Below are 20,313 nucleotides of genomic sequence, written 5' to 3'. Positions count from 1 at the left end.
AATAACTTATTCCTTTTCATGTGTTTCACTCTTCTCACTTAAATAAATATCAAGATCATGTTTTGTGGAGCCTTGCCTATCACCGTCTTTTACCATGCCAATAAGTTGAGATAATGGGTCTTTATTTACTTCGTTATTTGTCAGGTAATTATTGACGGCATCTCTAATGACCTCGGCTTCCGTCTTTCTTTCACGTGCTGATAGTTGTTTTATTTGTTTATTTTGGTCAGGTTCGAGATAAATTTGTTTCCTGACTTTTCGTTTATCGTCCATGGATAATCACCTCATATACATCATATACAAAAAGGTGATGTATACAAATGATAAATGATGGAACAGCGTCAATGACAATTATTACTCCGGCCATCAAATTGGTATAATGGTTAAGAACTGCCAAAGGAGAATCAGTCATGCTCATTCAATGTACAAAAAAACTACTTGATAGGCTGAAAGTGAAACCGGAACAGAGGCAAGCGTAAAATAGAGGCAAAATTGGGACATTAAGAAATAATAAACGAGGAGAACCTTTCTCACTTTGCTTAAAAACATAGAAGTCCCTCGAGTTAAAAGAGATGAAAGCATACCTAATTACCACCAACAATTTTTTAAAAGGTGCTTAGAATTTCAGGGCAAGACTGGCAAAGAGAAGATTGATGAATACGGGGTTTAAGGATTTGGTGCTGGATAGTATGTAAGTGTAATGAAATTGGGGCCAGTCCCTCATTGCGTTAACGCTTTAGCATACTGGGGAACTGACCTTAAGTTACTAGTTATGCAATTGAGACAGACTATTACATGCCTTGGCAATGGTTAATGTTTTTTTGTGTTGCTTTTGAGAGTAATAAACAGAGAAACCAGCGAAATGATAATGGCTGAAACGGACAATATAATAATCCATGTTGTCATCATTCATCCCATCTTTCTTGTTTTTTATGTATAAGCCCATTATAATATGGAGAAGCAAGGAAACTCTCCTTGCTAGCTAGATCACAGACTATCGCTGGCCAGAGCGATGGTCTTTTTTTCTCTTGATGTCGAGTAACGTGACAGTCAAATTAACCAACGCTGTGGTTAATCCAACAATAGCTGTGACTAATGCCACGGTCTCCATATTTAACACCCCCTTTCTGTTGGGGGATACTTGCATTATATTACAAAGGGAAAGTATGTTCTGTATTAAACGATTAATTTACGTAAAGATTTTATACTTCTTAGCTCTGGGGGACTGACCCTGTTAAGGGCAAGACTAACAAAGAGAAGATTGATGAATAAGGAGCTTAAAAACTTGGTGCTGGTATAGTATGTAAGTTTACTAGATGAGCTGCTCGTATGAATGGTCTGTATGCCATTTGTACGAGCAGCTCTTTTTTGTAGTGAATTTTACATGGATCTAGAATTTTTTTACAAAAGAAGACATCTAAGCGGGGACTTCTTTCGATTATAGGAGTAGAGGGAAACAATATAACTATTCCGAGCGCCACTTTTGATTGAGGAGATTTTTAAAGACTCTGATTCCTGATAACGGATAATCTACCAGGAAGCCTGGTGTATAGTGTAAAAGTGGTGTATCGAGAAAGAGGAGAAAAATGAATAAGAAAAAACAATTTAGTTTTGAGGAGATTTTTAAGCAAAATGAAAGACGGGTTCAGTACCATCTCCGTCAACTGCGTATTCAAGACCCGCATCAGGAATTTTACCAAGCACACTGGGGGACTGACCCTGAGTTCCCAGAATGCAATTTATCTATCAAATCCATCCTTTTTCTTCTGCAATGGAAATAGCTGCTATTCGATTATTTACTTCCAGTTTATTGATAATTTCTGACATATAATTACGTACCGTTCCTGACGACAGGTATAGTTGCATAGAGGTTTCCTTTATCGATTTTCCTTCTGCTACTAAACGCAACACTTCTTGTTCTCTTTGTGTCAAAGGGTTTTTATCTTTTAAACTTCCAAAAATTAATTCCGGGGAAAATTCATTTTTCCCTTTCATGATCCTGCGAATAGAGTCTGCAAGGTCATCAGTGGATCCATCTTTTAGTAAGTACCCGTTAACTCCTAGTTTTATAGCTCGTTCAAAGTAACCTGATCTCGCAAAGGTAGTTAAAATAATCACCTTACAAGAAGAATTCCGATGTTTGATTTCTTCTGCAGTATCGAGACCATTTAACAGCGGCATCTCAATGTCCAAAAGGCAAATATCTGGATTTAATTTAAAAATTTTATCTAATGCTTCTTCTCCATTTTCTGCTTGCCCAATGACTTCCAGGTCATCTTCCAAATCCAACAGGGAACCGAGGGCTCCGCGTAACAATCGCTGATCTTCTGCAATTACTATTTTAATCATTATGAAACCCCTACCTCCCCATCCTTAATTACCAACGGTACAGTAAATACCAGTTTTGTTCCTTTCTCTGCTCTAATCTCCAGCTTACCATCAACGAGTTGTAATCTTTCTGATATTCCATGTAATCCATTACCATTATCTTTATTTTCAGGGAAACCTATCCCGTCGTCCTCGATAATAAGCTGTATTTTTCCAACAATTTGTTCCAGCATTACATAGCAATTTTTGGCCTCACTATGCTTTACGACATTTGTTACTGCTTCTTTTAAGCACATACTAAGTATATTTTGAGGAATAGCTGATATATTTTTCGTATTTATCTCACCATCAAAATGATAGGAGATGCCGGCAGACTCCAATATAGATTCTGATTCTACCAATACTTCTGTAATCGAAACGGATCTCATATCAGATACTAACTCTCTCACTTGTGTTAATGCTATCCGAGATGTTCTTTCAATTTCCTTTGCTTCTAAGCCTGCTCGTTCTGCATCTTTTTTTACTAGCTTTGATACAAGCTGTGATTTCAGTGTTATCAGAGATAGTGTATGTCCAAGCGTGTCATGTAAATCACGGGCAATCCGCATTCGCTCGTCCCGTTTTACCAGTTCTTCAATCTTTTCATTTGCTTCCGTTAACTCCTTCTCCAGCTCTATTCGACTATTCATGGACTTAATGCCAAATGGAACGATTAACATAACAATGAGATAGATTAAATAATAATAAGAGCCAGAATTGATAAGACCTTCGTATTTAAAGATTATAGGCAAGGAAAGTGATAGCGCAAACAATATATATGGTGGCAAAAATGACTTATTATACCTATACCAGCCAAGAAAATAAGAGGTAAAAAAACCAAGGAATACATTATTTAAATCATAATTAATGGTGAAAATAAAAATAATTCCTAACTGGACGATAAGCCAATATGTAAAAGTTTTCGACTCAAAGGCATAAAGTTGCCTGTAGCTGACAAGGAATAGAAGTAACAATCCCCATCCAATAAACATTTTCAAGCCGCTTTCAACTGCAATAAAATATGCAGGCAGGAACAAGTAAATAAGAAAAACATAAGGAAAATACCCATATATTTCTGGAAAAATCCGAAAACTTCTTTTCCTCATAGACACGTAGTCACCCCCGCATTCCCTTTAAGTGCGTTCAAAAAGGAGGATAAAAAGGACCGAGAAGTTCGAGGCGGCGTAGTTTCGAGCAAACGATCTTGCACGCAGGAAAAGTGGTTTTCCTTTTCCAAGGAACGGAATGTATGCATTTAGATACATGAGTAGCGGAGAAACAAGCCAACGAAGAAATTCGAAGTGTCATTTTTACCGGACTTTTTGAACATCCTCTTTAGTATAGATAATACCATGAAGATGCCCGTTCATATAGTACTTTTTACAGATAATTTCAGCAATTGCTTTAGAGAGAGTTTTTCACTTACATAAAATGCATAGCTATAAATATTAGCCACACCTTTAAACAATAGGATCAAATAAATGATGGATAGGATGACAGCTAAATAAGCCAAGATAGAGAATCCGTTTAATAAAACATAAATTAGTATAAATAGTGGTGAAAACACTGGTACAAAGCTTATTGTTGCTGCAATAGTCAGCCATAGTTCAGTACTATTGGTTGGCAAGAAAATCAACAACCCAAATACTAGAAAATATGGTGTTAAAACGAGAAGTGAGACCGGAAATGCATCAATTGCAGTATTTGCTTTTATAGAAATACTAAGAGCGAACAAAATGGAAGTAATTAACATCAACATACATATTCCGAGACAACCTATAAAAAACATCATCGTGTCAACATTTATTGTTGTAAAAAAAGGCTTTACAATATCTGAATATATCCTAAAATCATAGGGGTTAAAAATGGAAAATACAATAAGGGCTATAATTATCGCTGTTAAAGTGCTTAGAATTGTAACTACAATTAAGGCAAATGAAGTTACTAATTTACCGAACAGGTAATGTTTTTCCGAAATGCTGGTATTAATTATTTCAGACACTTTACTGTCTCGATCATCTATAACACTCTGCATGATTGCGGCAACACTACTAAATAAAAATATTACTACACCGATTACGATGACATTCAACATTCCTAATGCATTGCTGAAGTCATATGAAATAGCACTAAAATTTAAAAATGGTATTTCGGGCTGGAAAATGATCAAATATGCCATCACAATCAAAGCTATAATTAAATTGAATAAAAAGCCAAATAGTAAGGACTTGTTTAGTAATAATGTCTTGGTGGAAAGGTAGGCATATGCCATATATTTGCTCTTCATAATCATCCTCAACCTCCATTATTAATAAGTTTAAAAATTTCTTCAATACTTCGTTGTTCTACTAAAAACATTTCAGAATAGGTGTTTGTTAAAAGAGATGCAACATATTCTGCATCTTTTTTATCTTGCAATATAACTTCAAATATTCCATTTTTAACTTCAAATCGAAATCCATGTTCTAACAATATTTTTTCCGTAAGCGAATCATTCTTTATTTTTAATCTGTATCCGTACTGCTTTTGAATATTTCCAATATCGTCCAGATAGACTTTCCTGCCATCTTTCAAAAAAAGAAGTCTAGTCGATAAATGTTCAATACTATCTAATTTATGACTGGAATATATAATTGTACTGCCATTCCTCTGCATGATTTGAATAGCATTCATAAACATATCAACATTAATCGGATCTAAACCACTAAATGGTTCATCTAAAATTAGAAACTTAGGGTTATGTATAACCGCAGTAATAAATTGTACTTTTTGTTGATTTCCTTTCGATAGGTTAGCTAAGATGTCGTTTCTGTTTTCTTCGACCTTAAAAAATTTCATCCAAAAATCAATATTCGGTTGAAGTTCTGCTTTACTTTTTCCTTTCAGATAGCCAAAAGCAAATAACTGTGCGTAGACGGCTGTTTTTCCATATAACCCTCTTTGTTCTGGTAAATAACCGATATCATTTTTTATATGAAAGTTCTTTTCATTAAACTTGATTTCTCCTTGATCTGGTGCGTACATTTCTAGAAGCAATTTAAATAATGTCGTTTTACCCGCTCCATTATGACCAATGACACCCAACACTTCATTTTCTTTTAATTTCATTGAAAAATGATCAAGGGCAATTTTTTCTCCAAATTTCTTTGTAATTTCACTTACCTCTATAAAAGCCATTTATTTTCACCCCTCCATTTGGTTATAATTCTATTGTAATATCTTAAAAAAAACTGATTAGTGGATAATGTCACGAAATGAAAATGACATTTGTCATGAATTTTAGGGTCAGTCCCCCGTTGCGTTGGATAGTATGTAAGTGTACTAGATGAGCTGCTCGTATGAATGGTCTGTATGCCATTTGTACGAGCAGCTCTTTTTTTGTAGTGAATTTTACAAGGATCTAGAATTTTTTTACAAAAGAAGACACCTAAGCGGGTACTTCTTTCGATTATAGGAGTAGAGGGAAACAATATAATTATTCCGAGCGCCACTTTTAGATGAGGGGACTTTTTAAAAACGCTGATTCCTGATAACGGATAATCTATCAGGAAGCCATCTAGTGTATTTTTGTTTACTACCGGACAGGATTGCTTTTCGATTGTAGGGATGACTACATTCGAAAAGCCGGTTTTTCAGAAAAGAGATAGGTTATGAATCGAACAGAGGAGGAATCATTTGAAGCTTTTTTCAAGTAACATAAGCACCGTATTCATTATCATATCCACGATTTGGATATAAAAGATCCGCAAAATGAATTTTTTCGCAGTTTGACGGGCAGTAAATCCCCCACCTCAAAAAAGAAGTAGGACGAAAAAATTTAGGTGGGGGATAACTGCTCGTACAAGCCCGATTGGTTCAACTAACATTCAGTGGGAAAAGAACAAACCCCCCACTGAATGAAGTTTCACTTTATGTAGAGGGTATTTATGCGCTGTTTTATTACTGGCAGTCAGTTAAGAAAGTATAACTACTTTCTTAACTGCATAAGTGCAATTAAGCCATCCGCCATTAAAGGCTTCGCGGATGCCAAGTTTTCTAAGAAAATACAGCAAGCTGAAGCGGCTATGGATTCAACGTATGCCGATGTCGATTCGGTTATCCGTGTTCATTTGATAGCGTTATGGGATAGAAAATGGTTTTGAAGATCTATGGTTGGGCGTCTTTCTCTGAGGAAAAGGCGCTTTTTAGAAGCGGGCGTTTGACGTGTGAAAATTTAGGAGAAGGAAAGGGTTGGGGGAAAATGAATTACATAAAAGAATTGAATGCGTTTCACAATCAACAGGAAACAAATCCACTTTCAGCATCAGCAGCAAATCTATGGCATGTGCTCATGCATGTGAATAACAGGGCTGGTTGGTTGAAGGAATTCACGGTAGCCGTATCGCTACTGTGTGCGAAATCTGCTTTAACCGAGAGTACATTTAAAAGAGCACGAGCGGAACTGCAGGATAAGGGTTATATTCATTTTCACTCGCGAGGTGGAAATAAGGCAGCATGTTATGAACTGATCTCGTTGCTTTCAGATGGGCAGACGTCTGGTTCTGGGTGTCATATGGACGACAATACGAGCGACACGGAAACGGATGACGGCAGTGTTGACGACAGTTCGACCCACAAGGTGAGCGACAGTTTGAGCGGCAATCCGGACTGCAGTGTTGACGCATTATTTAAACGAACTAAAACAAAAAAGAAACAAAACAATACAGTAGCAACAACAACAGACGCGATTGCATTTTATCAGGACAATTTCGGATTGATCAGCCCGTACGTTGCTGATGAGCTAATTAACTGGGTAACCGATTTAGGCGAACCCCTTATTTTGAATGCCATGAAACGAACCCTTGAGCGAGGAAAAGCAAATTGGGGATACGTCAAAGGCATCCTACAAGCCTGGGTTAAAAAAGGCATCACCACCGTTGACCAAGCATCTGCAGAAGAAACAGCATTTCGCTGGGAGCAGCAGGCAAAGAAGCGGGGCGGCGGTATTTTTAGGGAAGAGTCGCGTGAAATTGTTCCGGATTGGTTTAAGGAGCAGAAGCGGGAAGAGAAACGGAAAAAGGAGAAGGAAATACCCGTGCAACCGAAATTTGATCTCAAAGCTGAGCGGGAAGAACTTGCGAAGATGGTTGCTGAACTAAGTAAGAAGAAGGTTTCTAGGGTTGGATAGGGTAGGTGGGGAGGTGCTGTTACTTACCGGGTTTTGTCGAATGGGAATGATGTTTAGAATGCAGGTTTTTTCTGTCTTCCGTGTGATTGTATCCGAATAGTTTGGAGGTGTCTTTCTTTTGGTTTTCCTTGTGTGGGAGGTCCGATGATGCGGTAGCGTATTATGAACTTGACTTGCAGAAGGTCGCATGAAATTATTTTTATGCTACCAAATCAATTTTCGACACGATAGTAAAAGGGATGTTCTATAAAGTAGCAGCGTTTTTGGACGAGGTGAGAATTTATAAATGGGTAGGGACAACATCACATTTGAAGAGATTTTCAAGCAGAATGAAAGAAGGATTCACTACCAGATTCACAGACTAAATCATTAGCGATCCGCGTCAAGAGTTTTACATAAAGGGTTTAGTTGCGGTGTGGGATGCCTATGAGAAATGCTTAGCCTGATAAAGAGAATGTCAGGGTCAGTCCCCCGTTGCGTTAACACTTTAGCACACTGGGGGACTGACCCAATAGCGTCCTTATGAAATGATCTCGTTGCTTTCAGATGGGCAGGCGTCTGGTTCTGGGTGTCATATGTTTGTTTTCGAAAATTTTTGTGATAATATTATTTTCAAAGTAAAAGGAGTGATTATCAATCAATAATAAAATTTATACAGTCTTGGGTAACCTATCATTGGGATTTGTGATAATTTTTATATTGGGATTGTGGATTGATGGGGATAATTTATTAATTGTTATTCCTATTTTTATTCTTAGTGTAATCGTGGCTAGATATATAAATTTACTAGAAGTTAAAGCGGGTATTGACAAAAAGATAAGAAAATTGGGTTTAATAAGCTTCTTCGTATCAGGATTGATTGGTTTTTTGATTATATTTTTTAACATCATTATTTAAAAATCATAGGAATTAGGGTCAGTCCGCCGCTGCGTTAATGCTTTAGCACACTGGGGGGGACTGTGAGATTATCCCCTTATAGTAGACACACTGAAAATGAGGGTGTTACGTTGCCTATAGGAGTGATGAATCGTGACTAAACAAAAACGGTATTCCAAAGAATTTAAAAATAAAGTAGTTCAATATTACAATGATAACCCTGGACTCGGTTATCTTAGCCTGGCGAGATTCTTTGATATTTCTTCTGATGAGAGCGTTAGACGTTGGGTGAAAGAAAAGCAATCAAGAGGTGATGAAGCCTTTACACCTATACCTAAAAACACGAATACCAAAAAGAAGAACACAAAAAGAAAAACGAACGAAATCTCTACAGATCGGTGGGAAGATCCGCAGGAAAGCAATGAACGAATTGCTTTCTTAGAAGCGGAGAATGCTTATTTAAAAAAGTTAATTGCCTTAAGGAAGGGGGATTCCGATTAAAAAAGAATCAACGTTATGAGATCATTGAAGAACTAACATCCACTTTCAGTGTTACAGGCCTTTGTATCATCGCTTCTGTATCAAGAAGTGGTTTTTATAAATGGCGGAACAGGCAAAACCAATCTCTTACGAGGAAACAGAAGGAAGATGAACATATAAAAGATTTAATCGTTCATTTTGATCATTTATTTAATCACACATACGGCTATCCACGATTAACGGAAGAAATAAATGATATTCATTTTAAAAAAGTGAATCATAAACGTGTCTATCGATTACAAAAACAACTAGGCATTCAAGCTCAAATATTTAAGAAAAAGGTACGGTATAAGCATGAAGGATATAAAGCCCAGAATGTATTAAATCGGGATTTCCGAGCGAAGAAGCCATTTGAGAAATGGGTAACGGATATCACATATTTATCAACAGGTATCACACGATTGTATCTTTCAACCATTTTAGACCTTTGTACAAAAGAAGTCGTGAGCTATCATGTCAGTGAACATAATGATAATGACCTTGTGGTCCAAACCCTTAACAAAGCTTTAGAAAAAGGTAGTGTAGATGGAACGATGATTCATAGTGACCAGGGACATCAATATACGTCTCACGCCTACACAAACCTTCTAGAAGAAAACGATATGGTTAAGAGCATGTCACGAAAAGCTAACTGTTGGGATAACGCCCCAATTGAGAGTTTTTTTGGACGTTTGAAGGAAGAATCTATGCGCATACATAAACCAAAAACAAAACAAGAAATACGCCGGGTAATTGATGATTATATGGATCTCTATAATCACCGCCGGCGCCAGAAGAAATTAGGCGGTCAAGCGCCTACCAACTATAAACATACAATAGCAGCTTGACCCTCGCCTATTAGTGTCTACTTGACAGGGGTACGCTTACTGACCCTGAGTTTCTAAATTGCATCGAGAGGAAATTAGTAAAATTGAGGTTTGTGTTGTTAAAAGCCCTGTTCATAGAGAGATCTATGAAACGCATGCTATTAATGAAGGCAAAGCAAAATATAATGTAGATAAAGCTTTTTATAAGTAAACGTATCGAAGCATAATACTGCGTGCTGAAACAAGCCCCGCCAATTTTTGAGGTGGGGCTTTTGCTATAAGTTAAAAGGCGTTACATGCCTCTATATGAAAGTATAAAAGGAATGAGAGGGAAATCATTGGATCATGATATAGGTAACTGGTATCCTAATGTGAAGGTGAAATTGTGAGAATTTAAGGATGAGATAAAGTGGATAGTACGAAGCAAAAAACATCATCATACGTATATACATACTCCCATCCTGATGAAGAAACATCATTGTGCGCTCTAGAAATGCGTTCTTTTTTCGGGAAGGAGTCTAAAACCAAAGTGTTGGAAAGCACTGTAGAAGTTGATCCTACTCGAAGCCCGTTTATAAAGGAAAGACTTCATGTGCTTTACGAGGAGGAAAAATTCCAGGATCTCGTCAACCGCGTAAAAGATTTACAATTAACGAGGGAAACGTTCAAAGTTACGTATGTTCAGAATATGGGCCTTGCCAATATGGAAAAAGAAGGTTTCGAGAAACGTCGAACCGTTGAAAAAGAGGTTGGATTACATGTTAACGGGGAACCTGACCTTGATAATCCCAATCGATTATTTGGCGTCATGCATGTAAACGGAAGGTGGCTATTTGGCGACTATGCCAAAAGTGAGCCTGTTTGGTTTCAACATAAGAAGAAGCCTCATGTTTACTCCACAGCGCTCAGCACTCGTGTTGCGCGAGCGGTTGTCAATATCGCAGTTCCAAATTCAAGTGGAATGAAGGTGATTGATCCATGCTGTGGAATCGGTACAGTACTAGTTGAAGCCCAATCCATGGGAATTGATATCGTTGGAAGTGACCGAAATCCTCTCGTCCTCAATGGAGCACGAGAAAACATCGCGCACTTTGGACTTACGGGAGAAGTGAACCTTGCAGATATACGAGATATCACGAGTGATTATGATGTGGCGATTATTGATTTGCCCTACAATCTGTGTTCGGTCATCACGCATGAAGAACAGCTGGAAATGCTTCAACGTGCACGTAAGTTTGCAAAAAAGGTAGTCATGGTAACGGTTGAACCGATTGATGAGATCCTCAATACCGCGGGGTTCGAGATTGTCGATAGAGCGGTCATTAAGAAAAAGTTATTCACGCTAACTCGTGAAGTCATCGTATGTGAGTAACTAAAAGGCAGAATTCCTACCATCCTAATTTAATGTCTTATGGTAGGGATGCTTATATGTTCATTTTTTAACGAGATATGTAACGCCAACTGACGATTGATTGAGGCAAAAAATACATGCTCTATATCGGTTACCCCTTGATCCGATAATTGCTGTTGCAACCATGCTTCATCTACACTAAATTCCTTTAGTACAGTGGTGTAAGTTGCCCCTTCTACAATAACAGGGAAGGAGATAGGAGATGTTGTTTTTGAAATTTGCATATCCTCTACTGTAATGGGATGCTTTTGTGGTGTTTTTAACACGCTTAATTCTCCGTTTGCTTCAATAATCGCAGTCTCAACCTCACTCATATCAAATACATCCTTCTCTCTAAGCATTTGAAGTATATTGTCAATCGAATAACGCATTTGTTTTAGATTCTTATCTACGAATTTCCCTTCTTGAATAACAACGGTTGGCTCAAAGGTAAGTAATTTCCCTATTTTTCGATTAGCTATTTTCCACTTCGTAATAATCTTTTGAAAGATTCCAATTGCAATGACAGCAATTGCTGTTGGGATATGGTCAACAGAGGGATCTGCAATATCAGCACCAACAATGGAGGCCAATGTGACGATTATTAAAAAGTCAAAGATTGGAAATTCCCCGATTGCGCGCTTTCCCATAAATAGAGTTATCACCAATAACAAGGGTAAAATAGTAAGGATTCGACCTAAAACCACGAGTATTTCTTTCAACAATTCAATCATTCATGCCCTTCTTTCCATTACATGTATTTTAGTTATTCCCATTTTTACCGTGTTGTGCCACATAAATACATGCAAAGGTCTTGCGAGTAAAGGGAGGACTGGGATGCGTAACGTTATTTAAATTGGTAGATAAATCCCTCCATATAATACATGAATACTTGGTTATAGTAGCCCGGGAAGTAGGCATTACTGGAATGTCCAGCAAATGGGAAAAGGATTAATGCTGAATTAGAATTTCCTTGCTCCTCGTTAGTTTGATCGAGCACACTGGGGGACTGACCCTGAGTTCCGATCCATTTCCGGATTATAATTTGCTTTATTACAGACGGCGGGTACAAATATATTTATTCATCTTCAAATAGAGACAAGAATAGGGACATAATTGGGACATTAAGAAAGTTCAACGTGGTAGAACCTTTTATTACATAATCCAGTTTTACCTCGTATTTTAATAACAAGAATGACTTATTCTCTCCTCTACACATTCACAAATCCACAGAATAGGTTTATAATAAGGAGATAAGGGACTATCTATCTATTTATCTAAATATGCTAGCTTTATATAATTTCAAAGCAAACTCATCTACATATTTTCACGCAAATAAAACCCAATAGACAAGGAAGGATTAAATGAGTAACAAACATACGCAAGCAGACGTTATCTTAATTGGTGCTGGGGTTATGAGTGCCACGTTGGGATCATTGCTACAAGAGTTAGCACCAGAATGGGACATCAGGGTCTTTGAGAAGCTCGCAAACGCAGGAGAAGAGAGCTCGAACGAATGGAATAATGCGGGTACGGGCCATTCTGCATTGTGTGAGCTGAATTATACATCCGAAAAACCGGACGGATCGATCGATATAGATAAAGCTGTAAAAATCAATGAACAGTTTCAGCTTTCCAGACAGTTTTGGTCTTATCTGGTGGATCGTAATGTCATTCGTAATCCGGAAGACTTTATCAGAGCCTTACCACATATGAGTTTAGTACAAGGAGAAACCAATGTAACGTTTTTAAAAAATCGCTTTAAAGCGCTATCAAATAATCCACTATTTGAGGGAATGGAATTTTCCGATGAAGAGGAAAAACTGAACGAATGGATGCCACTCATTATGAAAGGGCGCGCGTCAGATGAACCGATTGCTGCAACGAAAATGGATGCTGGTACCGATGTAAACTTTGGAGCTTTATCGCGTATCTTGTTTGACCACTTGCAGAGCACAGACGTTGATGTGAACTACAAGCACAGTGTGGAGGATATTAAGCGTACTAGTGAAGGATTATGGGAAGTGAAAGTGCATGACATGCAGGATGGGAAAATTGAATACCATACGGCAAAATTCGTCTTTATCGGTGGGGGAGGCGGAAGTCTGCATTTACTCCAAAAAACCGGCATTCCGGAAGCAAAACACATTGGAGGATTCCCTGTAAGCGGACAATTTATGGTATGTAATAATCCAGAGGTAATTGAGCAGCATGATGCAAAAATTTACGGGAAAGCGAAAGTTGGTGCACCACCAATGTCGGTGCCCCATTTGGATACACGTTTTATCGATGGTAAGAAATCCTTGCTATTTGGCCCGTTTGCAGGCTTTTCACCGAAGTTCTTAAAAACGGGTTCACTGCTTGATTTAGTAACTTCCGTAAAATCAGATAATCTTTTAACAATGTTATCAGCAGGTGTCAAAGAGTTGCCGCTAACAAAATACCTCATTCAGCAAGTTGTTTTATCGAATGAAAAGCGGATGGAAGAATTACGAGAATTTATTCCGAACGCGAAAAGTGAAGACTGGGATATTGTCGTGGCTGGCCAACGTGTACAAGTAATCAAAGATACTAAAGACGGCGGCAAAGGAACACTTCAATTTGGCACGGAAATTGTGAATGCGCAAGATGGATCCATTGCTGCATTATTGGGTGCGTCTCCAGGTGCTTCTACTGCCGTTCATGTCATGCTTGAGATCATGGAAAGGTGCTTCCCTGAGCAATTGGAAGCGTGGGAGCCAAAAATCAAGGAAATGATTCCTTCTTATGGCGTGTCCCTATCCGAAAACCCAGCGCTTTATCAAGAAATTCAAGCTTCCATGGAACAGACGCTAGGTTTAAGCGAGAAAGAATTGGAATATAGTTGATCTTTTGAATGGATCGCGGTTTGTGGGTATGGATAAGGTAAAGACCGAAAAGCCTATGAATTAGTCGTTTTTCTGGAGGATATCAGCGTACCAACAATCATCATGTATAGGGCGAAATAGAGGGAGAGGTACTTTGTTCTTGTTGCATAGTTACTAAAAAACCGGAAATGCTATTGGTAAAATGCATGAAGGTTAGAGGTGACTACAATGGGCAATAACGAACGGAATAAAAAGCATTTTAAAAATGTGCAAAATGAAACCGACAATCCTGCTATTTTAAAGGATGTCATGAGTACTGATTTGGAGCAGTACAAAGATGAAAAACGTGAAAGGAACCACTCCCTTCACCCAATACAGGAGGTAGCCCGAGATAATATAGACGGCAAGACATGGCAGAATTTGGACGAATAAGGACGGTGCTAGTCACTTCACGAACGAGAAGCCCCTTCCAAATGGGACCACTGAAAAAGTTCAAAAAGATATGATTTCCGAATTGAGGATGGGAATCATATCCTTTTTTAGTTAGAATTCAAAAAAAGTTGGAAGCAGAGCCAGAATTTGCACAAAATTTTTGTTCCGTATTGACATATCCCATAATTTTGTGAATAATTAGATCAGTGTCATATTTTTAAAATTAGTATTAAAACACTACGATACAACGTGTTTTAGGGAGGTATGTCAATGTCTGGAAGAGTCTGGCTAGGTCTGTTTTTTCTTGTGTTTGGTATCGGTTTTCTCTTGCATCAAGCGGCTATCATTGACTTCGGGCAAGTGCTGTCAACGTGGTGGCCACTTATTCTAATTATCATCGGTATTGTGCAGCTAATCAGCCGCATGCAATCTTCTAAAGTCTCAGGTTTCTTGTTTTTATTTGTGGGGCTCTTTTTTTTCGTCAATCAAAGCTTTGACTTGAATTTAGCTTCTTATTTATTTCCACTTATTTTCATTTTTATCGGTTTCATCATTATTTTCACCCGAGTCAATCGTGAAAAAACACCTCATACAAATAGCGATTTGAACACATTTGCACTGTTTTCAGGTGCAGAGATTAAGAGTCAATCGAAAAACTTCCGTGGTGGGAGTGTTACGACGGTATTCGGTGGTGCGGAAATTGATCTCCGTGATGCGGTGATTGCAGATGGAGCTACAATTGACTTAACCACGGTCATGGGAGGAGCGAGCATCATGCTCCCAGAAAATGTTCACGTTGAAGTGTCTGGTATCCCGATATTAGGTGGATGGGAAAACACCACAAGGAAACCTAGGGAAGATGATGAAGTTGTCGTATTGAAACTGAATTGCCTTACGATTCTTGGTGGGGCAGAGATTAGGAATTAAGAATAGATGATTCCCTCACATGCAGGCTAAGCGTGATGAGGATCATTTAGGTGCAAGTAAAATTATACGTGGAAGTGACTACATGAAATACGAGGAAATTGTACATGGACGGCTGAACAAACGAATAAACAGATTCATAGCCGAGGTTTTCATAGACGGGATAAAAGAACAGGTCCATGTAAAAAATACCGGCCGCCTGACAGAACTTCTCAGGTCAGGTACTGATGTTCTTTTGGAACGGAGTGGAAATCCCAACAGGAAGACCAGGTTTTCGTTAATTGCTGCAGCTAAAAATGGCAGTTGGGTAAATATTGATTCGCAAGCTCCGAATAGAGTTGTTTTTGAAGCACTTAAGGAAGGAAAAATAACGGAGTTGGGAACGGTAAATTTGGTAAAAAGGGAAGTTACTTTCGGTGCTTCTCGATTTGATCTTTATTTTGAACAGGATGGTATAAAAGGCTTTATAGAGGTAAAAGGTGTAACCCTTGAGAAGGATGGAATTGCCTTATTCCCGGATGCGCCGACTTCTAGGGGAACGAAGCATGTAGTAGAGATGGCAAACGCTGTTCTGGAAGGATGCACAGGTGTAATCTTGTTTGTCGTACAAATGAAAGGCTGTCACGCCTTTGTTCCTCATAGAGAAATGGATGCACCTTTTGCGGATGCTTTATTAGAGGCATCACGACAAGGGGTGCAGATTTTGGCCTATGATTCGATTGTTACAGAAGATGAATTGGTGCTGGATAAAGCCCTTCCAGTGTACTTATCTTAAGTAAAAATGGAGGGAAAGCACCTCTCCCGCTTTACATGACGTTTGTTCTACACTGTATTCGAAGTTTCCATTCATTATTTCTTAGAATTTTTTTTAAATATACTTGCATAAATATACATTGATAGTTATAATTATAAATAACTTGTTACAATTATGGGAGAGAGTGCTATGAAGAGAAAAAACATTATCATTATGGGTGCGGCCGGAAGAGATTTTCATAACTTTAATACGTATTATCGTGACAATGAAGCATATAATGTTGTTGCATTTACAGCAGCGCAAATTCCGGATATTGATGGACGTAAATATCCAAGTGAATTAGCTGGTGAACTCTATCCAAATGGGATTCCGATTTATTCACAGGACCAATTACCGGAGTTGATTAAAGAATTAGACGTGGATGAGTGTGTTTTTGCATTTAGTGATCTTAGTTACGAAGATGTGATGGGCATCGGGGCGATTGTGAATGCAGCGGGTGCTAACTTCACATTGCTTGGACCGAAGAGCACGATGTTAAAAAGTAAGAAGCCCGTCATTTCTGTTACTGCTGTACGAACGGGAACGGGAAAAAGCCAAACATCACGAAAAATTATCGAAACACTATTAGAGCATAACTTAAAAGTCATTGTATTGAGACATCCGATGCCTTACGGAGACTTAAATGCGCAACGTGTGCAGCGCTTTGCGACAGTGGAAGATTTAAAGAAACATCAGTGTACGATTGAAGAAATGGAAGAATATGAACCGCATGTATCAAGAGGAAACATTGTGTATGCAGGAGTTGATTATGCAGAAATCCTAGCGGCGGCTGAAAATGATCCCGATGGCTGTGACGTGATTTTATGGGACGGGGGAAATAATGATTTCTCATTCGTCGAGCCGGATTTAGCTGTTACTGTCTTGGACCCGCATCGCCCAGGTCATGAGCTGAAATACTATCCCGGGGAAGTGTGCTTACGAACAACCGATGTGTCTATCATTAACAAGATAGATAGTGCAAAAGAGGAAGCTGTTCAAATTGTAGAAGATAATATAAAATCTGCAAATCCAACAAGCACGATTATTAAAGCTGAATCAGAGATTACCGTTGATGATTCCGAGCTTATTGCTGGAAAGCGCGTGTTAGTCGTTGAAGATGGACCGACGCTGACACATGGCGAAATGAAGCTTGGTGCAGGTACCGTTGCAGCAGAACGTTTGAATGCTGGGGAAATCATTGATCCACGACCATTTGCAGTTGGAACACTGAAAGAGACATTTAATAAATACAACCATATTGGTAATGTCCTTCCAGCAATGGGATATGGCGAACAGCAATTAAAGGATCTGGAAGAAACGATTAATAACGCGGACTGCGATGCTGTCATTATTGGAACACCAATCGACCTAACGCGCGTCATTTCCATTAATAAACCGAGTACGCGTGTATACTATGATTTAGATGAAATGGACGGCCCGAATTTAGGCGATACATTAAAAGGTTTCATCGAAGAGCATAAGCTGGCGACAGGTAAACATACAGTGTAATAAACAAATAGAAAAAGACTAGCGGCTAGGTTGCTAGTCTTTTTCTCCTTCTTTCATTAAAAAAGGCAAACCACCAGCAAACCATTACACGGTTCACTAGCGGTAAAAATGTCATTATTTTGTCTGTGATTATTCCTGTTTTCTATTATAATACTGTACACTTGTCATGGCGCCTTCATCCACCATTTTGGCGTCATCTATGTCCGAAGGCTTCCCTGAATTTTTAGCATAGGATGAATTGACCTTCTTCACTGTTTTATCTAATTGCCCTTTTACCTTCTGACGATTCTCGCTTTTCGACAGATATGCCGCTCCGGCAACTGCTCCGGCTACACCGACTACTTTTGTAATTTTTCCCATTGATATCAGCTTCCTTTCGTTTGTTAAGCTAATGATCCTAAGTCTATTTACAAAATGCCTTTACCATCATTATTATCTCATATGAGTAGATAAAATGGAAATTTTATTAATTTTCTTATTTTATTTCTTAAGAAAGAGTAACCATGGACGACATCATTTAATTGAGGTAATAAATGATTTAGGGAATTTGTATTGCTATACTAATACGTATTAGAGTTGATAAACGTACTAATGCTATCTTATTTGTAGTACAAATGAATGAAAGGTTGTCGCTCTTTTGTCCCTAATAGAGAAATGGAGGTGACCTTGTGAAGCAGATTTCTAAAAAGAAACCAATTGTAATTATGATGATCCTCTTTTTCATTGCTGGTCTACTTGATATGAAGTATAAGGGGTTGTTTTATCAGCTATTACAGAAGTTCCGTGTTTTTTAAGATCTAAATGATACGTTGTGTTAAACTGCTATTTTGTGGCTATTATGTCTTTTTGTATACTTTCAGTAACTGCATCTAACATAACGAATATAAACGTTGGATGTTTTAAATTCATTAAATTATTTTTCACCCTTTTGGAACACCTTTAATACAAAAGGAAGGAAGATGAAATCTTGTGCAAGTTGCTTCAATTCCTCGTTCACAGAATCACCTTAAAAAGAACGATGTGTTGAATCAATTTGTATCTATTGAGGAGAAGAATATCCCTCTTGATAACATCACCAGTGCTTGGATTGATTAAAGTATTTTACATTTCTCAAAAATCGGGTATACTTATGAATAGAAGCACATAAAATAAATAAAGGCTGAACGGTGCTAGTAACACCATTCAGCCTTAGTGTAATAGCCCTTCAAGGGGGCGACTCACATTTATCAGAGTAATTACAGAAAAAGTAACCAACCCAAAAATGCTTGTCAGGCTATGGGTGGGTTATTTTTTTTGATTTGACAGAATTGCAACGACTAGACTTCCAAAAGAAATCGTAATCAACATTGTTTCAAATACCGTCATATCTTATCACCCCCTTTACAGGGAGTGAGCCACCACCCATGAAAGCCTTATACACTTACTTAAGTATATCATAATTAATCATTCAAAAAGAGATTCCGTAAAAAATTGTCCTAAAGAAAAAACCACCCTTCAAGTTGATTTACATTTTGTGTAATCTTTGAATGATTAGCATTGCAACTCGAGTTATTTATAGCAAAAGCATTAATAGTATATGCTGGCCGTTGCTTTTGTTACACTAGAAGAAACGTACCCATATGTTTGTTATACATGTTACACATGTGAATCCCTATACAGGTTCGCCTTGAGGATTGGAATACAATGGGAGATGGAGTGTAGGTGAAGTGAAATCAAATCAGGTTGCGGATTTAGTACGTGAATTTTCTTTAGAAATTTTGGCTGGGGAAGATCAATTGGATCGACCGATTACGAAACTAAAGACACATCGGCCCGGTCTGGAGTTCATTGGCTATTTTGATTTTTTCCCAATGGAACGTGTTCAAATACTCGGGAAAAAGGAAATTAATTATTTGCATCAGCTAGGTCCTGAGGAGCGGGAGCAGAGAATTGGTAATGTTGTCCATTATCATCCGCCTTGTTTTATCGTAACAGGCGGACAGAAGGGCCTGACCTATTTGAAACAATATTGTACAAAAGAAAAGATTCCTTTGCTACGAACAGCTGAAACGACAACGGATTTTATTGCTAAGGTCGATGGCTATTTAACAAGGTCCTTGGCGCCGGAAATTGCCGTACATGGCGTCTGCCTGAATGTGTATGGAATCGGAATACTCCTGCGCGGCGAGTCTGGTGTGGGGAAAAGTGAAACAGCTCATACCTTAATTGGGAGAGGACATCGGCTTGTAGCAGATGACATTGTTGTTTTGAAAAAGCTGAGCCATCAAACGGTCCTTGGTACGCATAATGAGAAAAACAAGGAGTTTCTTGCGCTACGAAGCATTGGATTATTAAATGTTTCCCGAATGTATGGAAGGAAGGCTTTTCAGGAAGAGACGAGGATTGCCCTGGATATCGAACTGACGAAATGGGAGAAGCATTCCTTGAATAATGAGTTGGAGATGGAAACGGAAAATACGGATTATATGGGTGTCCCTATTCCTCATATTGAAATTCAACTCCAACCAGGCAGGGATGTGGCTGGCCTGATTGAAGCGGCAGCAAACAACTGGTACCTACAGCAGCAGGGGTACAGCGCCGCGGAGGAATTTATGAATAGGATTGAAGAGTCGGATGAATGAAGTCAGCTAGCTGTATTTGATCAATAAGTAGACGATATGATC

At 38.4% G+C, this 20,313-nt stretch carries 20 protein-coding genes and 1 pseudogene; 13 read left to right on the top strand and 8 right to left on the bottom strand.

What is annotated here, in order from left to right:
• Positions 1–6: 6 nt before the first annotated feature.
• From OLD84_RS18805 to OLD84_RS18785, 5 genes are all read right to left on the bottom strand, one after another.
• On the bottom strand, positions 7–273 hold the full coding sequence (locus OLD84_RS18805; protein ID WP_209464757.1) for a ribbon-helix-helix domain-containing protein: 267 nt from the start codon (positions 271–273) through the stop codon (positions 7–9).
• A gap of 1,473 nt (positions 274–1,746) precedes the next feature.
• Positions 1,747–2,349 (bottom strand): response regulator transcription factor, encoded by a 603-nt coding sequence (locus OLD84_RS18800; protein ID WP_209464758.1) that lies wholly within the window; start codon positions 2,347–2,349, stop codon positions 1,747–1,749.
• On the bottom strand, positions 2,349–3,473 hold the full coding sequence (locus OLD84_RS18795) for a sensor histidine kinase (protein ID WP_209464759.1): 1,125 nt from the start codon (positions 3,471–3,473) through the stop codon (positions 2,349–2,351). Before OLD84_RS18795 ends, OLD84_RS18800 begins: the two co-directional genes overlap by 1 nt.
• Positions 3,474–3,733: 260 nt before the next feature.
• Positions 3,734–4,660: an ABC transporter permease family protein gene (locus OLD84_RS18790; RefSeq protein WP_209464760.1), complete on the bottom strand. Its 927-nt coding sequence runs from the start codon at positions 4,658–4,660 to the stop codon at positions 3,734–3,736.
• Between the two features lie 2 nt (positions 4,661–4,662).
• Entirely contained in the window at positions 4,663–5,544 is an 882-nt protein-coding gene (locus OLD84_RS18785; RefSeq protein ID WP_209464761.1) for an ABC transporter ATP-binding protein, read from the bottom strand.
• A gap of 749 nt (positions 5,545–6,293) precedes the next feature.
• On the opposite strand from OLD84_RS18785, the gene OLD84_RS18780 reads away from it, so the two are divergent.
• From OLD84_RS18780 to OLD84_RS18755, 6 genes and pseudogenes are all read left to right on the top strand, one after another.
• Entirely contained in the window at positions 6,294–6,509 is a 216-nt protein-coding gene (locus OLD84_RS18780) for a hypothetical protein (protein WP_209464762.1), read from the top strand.
• 98 nt (positions 6,510–6,607) lie between these two features.
• Complete coding sequence (locus OLD84_RS18775; RefSeq protein WP_209464763.1) at positions 6,608–7,534, top strand: DnaD domain-containing protein; 927 nt, start codon at positions 6,608–6,610, stop codon at positions 7,532–7,534.
• 1,029 nt (positions 7,535–8,563) lie between these two features.
• Positions 8,564–8,911 carry a transposase gene (locus tag OLD84_RS18770; RefSeq protein WP_264917226.1) on the top strand — a complete coding sequence of 116 codons (348 nt, stop codon included), beginning with the start codon at positions 8,564–8,566 and terminating at the stop codon, positions 8,909–8,911.
• A gap of 20 nt (positions 8,912–8,931) precedes the next feature.
• Entirely contained in the window at positions 8,932–9,777 is an 846-nt protein-coding gene (locus tag OLD84_RS18765; protein ID WP_319962314.1) for an IS3 family transposase, read from the top strand.
• 55 nt (positions 9,778–9,832) lie between these two features.
• Positions 9,833–9,967, top strand: a pseudogene (locus OLD84_RS18760) (nucleotide excision repair endonuclease); the annotation flags it as partial.
• Positions 9,968–10,165: 198 nt separating this feature from the next.
• Positions 10,166–11,128 carry a TRM11 family SAM-dependent methyltransferase gene (locus OLD84_RS18755; RefSeq protein WP_264917246.1) on the top strand — a complete coding sequence of 321 codons (963 nt, stop codon included), beginning with the start codon at positions 10,166–10,168 and terminating at the stop codon, positions 11,126–11,128.
• Positions 11,129–11,157: 29 nt separating this feature from the next.
• On the opposite strand, the gene OLD84_RS18750 is transcribed toward OLD84_RS18755, so the two are convergent.
• A complete protein-coding gene (locus OLD84_RS18750; protein ID WP_209464777.1) occupies positions 11,158–11,880 on the bottom strand; it encodes a DUF421 domain-containing protein in 723 nt (240 codons plus the stop codon).
• Positions 11,881–12,510: 630 nt separating this feature from the next.
• Here OLD84_RS18750 and OLD84_RS18745 point away from each other — a divergent pair.
• The 5 genes from OLD84_RS18745 (at position 12,511) to OLD84_RS18725 (ending at position 17,650) form a co-directional block, all read left to right on the top strand.
• Positions 12,511–14,013: a malate:quinone oxidoreductase gene (locus OLD84_RS18745; protein ID WP_209464778.1), complete on the top strand. Its 1,503-nt coding sequence runs from the start codon at positions 12,511–12,513 to the stop codon at positions 14,011–14,013.
• Positions 14,014–14,220: 207 nt separating this feature from the next.
• The gene (locus OLD84_RS18740) at positions 14,221–14,424 is read left to right on the top strand and encodes a hypothetical protein (protein WP_209464779.1); all 204 of its coding nucleotides are present in this window, start codon (positions 14,221–14,223) and stop codon (positions 14,422–14,424) included.
• Positions 14,425–14,694: 270 nt separating this feature from the next.
• The gene (locus tag OLD84_RS18735) at positions 14,695–15,351 is read left to right on the top strand and encodes a LiaF transmembrane domain-containing protein (RefSeq protein ID WP_209464780.1); all 657 of its coding nucleotides are present in this window, start codon (positions 14,695–14,697) and stop codon (positions 15,349–15,351) included.
• 19 nt (positions 15,352–15,370) lie between these two features.
• The gene (gene sfsA, locus OLD84_RS18730; protein ID WP_245301712.1) at positions 15,371–16,123 is read left to right on the top strand and encodes a DNA/RNA nuclease SfsA; all 753 of its coding nucleotides are present in this window, start codon (positions 15,371–15,373) and stop codon (positions 16,121–16,123) included.
• Between the two features lie 168 nt (positions 16,124–16,291).
• Complete coding sequence (locus tag OLD84_RS18725; RefSeq protein ID WP_209464781.1) at positions 16,292–17,650, top strand: cyclic 2,3-diphosphoglycerate synthase; 1,359 nt, start codon at positions 16,292–16,294, stop codon at positions 17,648–17,650.
• A gap of 129 nt (positions 17,651–17,779) precedes the next feature.
• Here the strand turns inward: OLD84_RS18725 and OLD84_RS18720 are convergent, their stop codons facing one another.
• Positions 17,780–18,010 (bottom strand): hypothetical protein, encoded by a 231-nt coding sequence (locus tag OLD84_RS18720; RefSeq protein WP_209464782.1) that lies wholly within the window; start codon positions 18,008–18,010, stop codon positions 17,780–17,782.
• A gap of 308 nt (positions 18,011–18,318) precedes the next feature.
• Between OLD84_RS18720 and OLD84_RS18715 the strand changes: the two genes are divergently transcribed.
• Positions 18,319–18,444 carry a hypothetical protein gene (locus OLD84_RS18715; protein WP_264917245.1) on the top strand — a complete coding sequence of 42 codons (126 nt, stop codon included), beginning with the start codon at positions 18,319–18,321 and terminating at the stop codon, positions 18,442–18,444.
• Positions 18,445–18,934: 490 nt separating this feature from the next.
• Here OLD84_RS18715 and OLD84_RS19560 read toward each other — a convergent pair whose 3' ends face one another.
• The gene (locus tag OLD84_RS19560; protein WP_390336843.1) at positions 18,935–19,015 is read right to left on the bottom strand and encodes a putative holin-like toxin; all 81 of its coding nucleotides are present in this window, start codon (positions 19,013–19,015) and stop codon (positions 18,935–18,937) included.
• A gap of 341 nt (positions 19,016–19,356) precedes the next feature.
• On the opposite strand from OLD84_RS19560, the gene hprK reads away from it, so the two are divergent.
• The gene (gene hprK / locus OLD84_RS18710) at positions 19,357–20,271 is read left to right on the top strand and encodes an HPr(Ser) kinase/phosphatase (RefSeq protein ID WP_209464783.1); all 915 of its coding nucleotides are present in this window, start codon (positions 19,357–19,359) and stop codon (positions 20,269–20,271) included.
• The last annotated feature ends 42 nt before the right edge of the window (positions 20,272–20,313 follow it).

Source organism: Virgibacillus natechei, assembly GCF_026013645.1.
Taxonomy (GTDB): Bacteria; Bacillota; Bacilli; order Bacillales; family Amphibacillaceae; genus Virgibacillus_L; species Virgibacillus_L natechei.
Note: the sequence above shows the minus strand (reverse complement) of the source record. Positions and strands in the feature narration are given on the sequence as shown.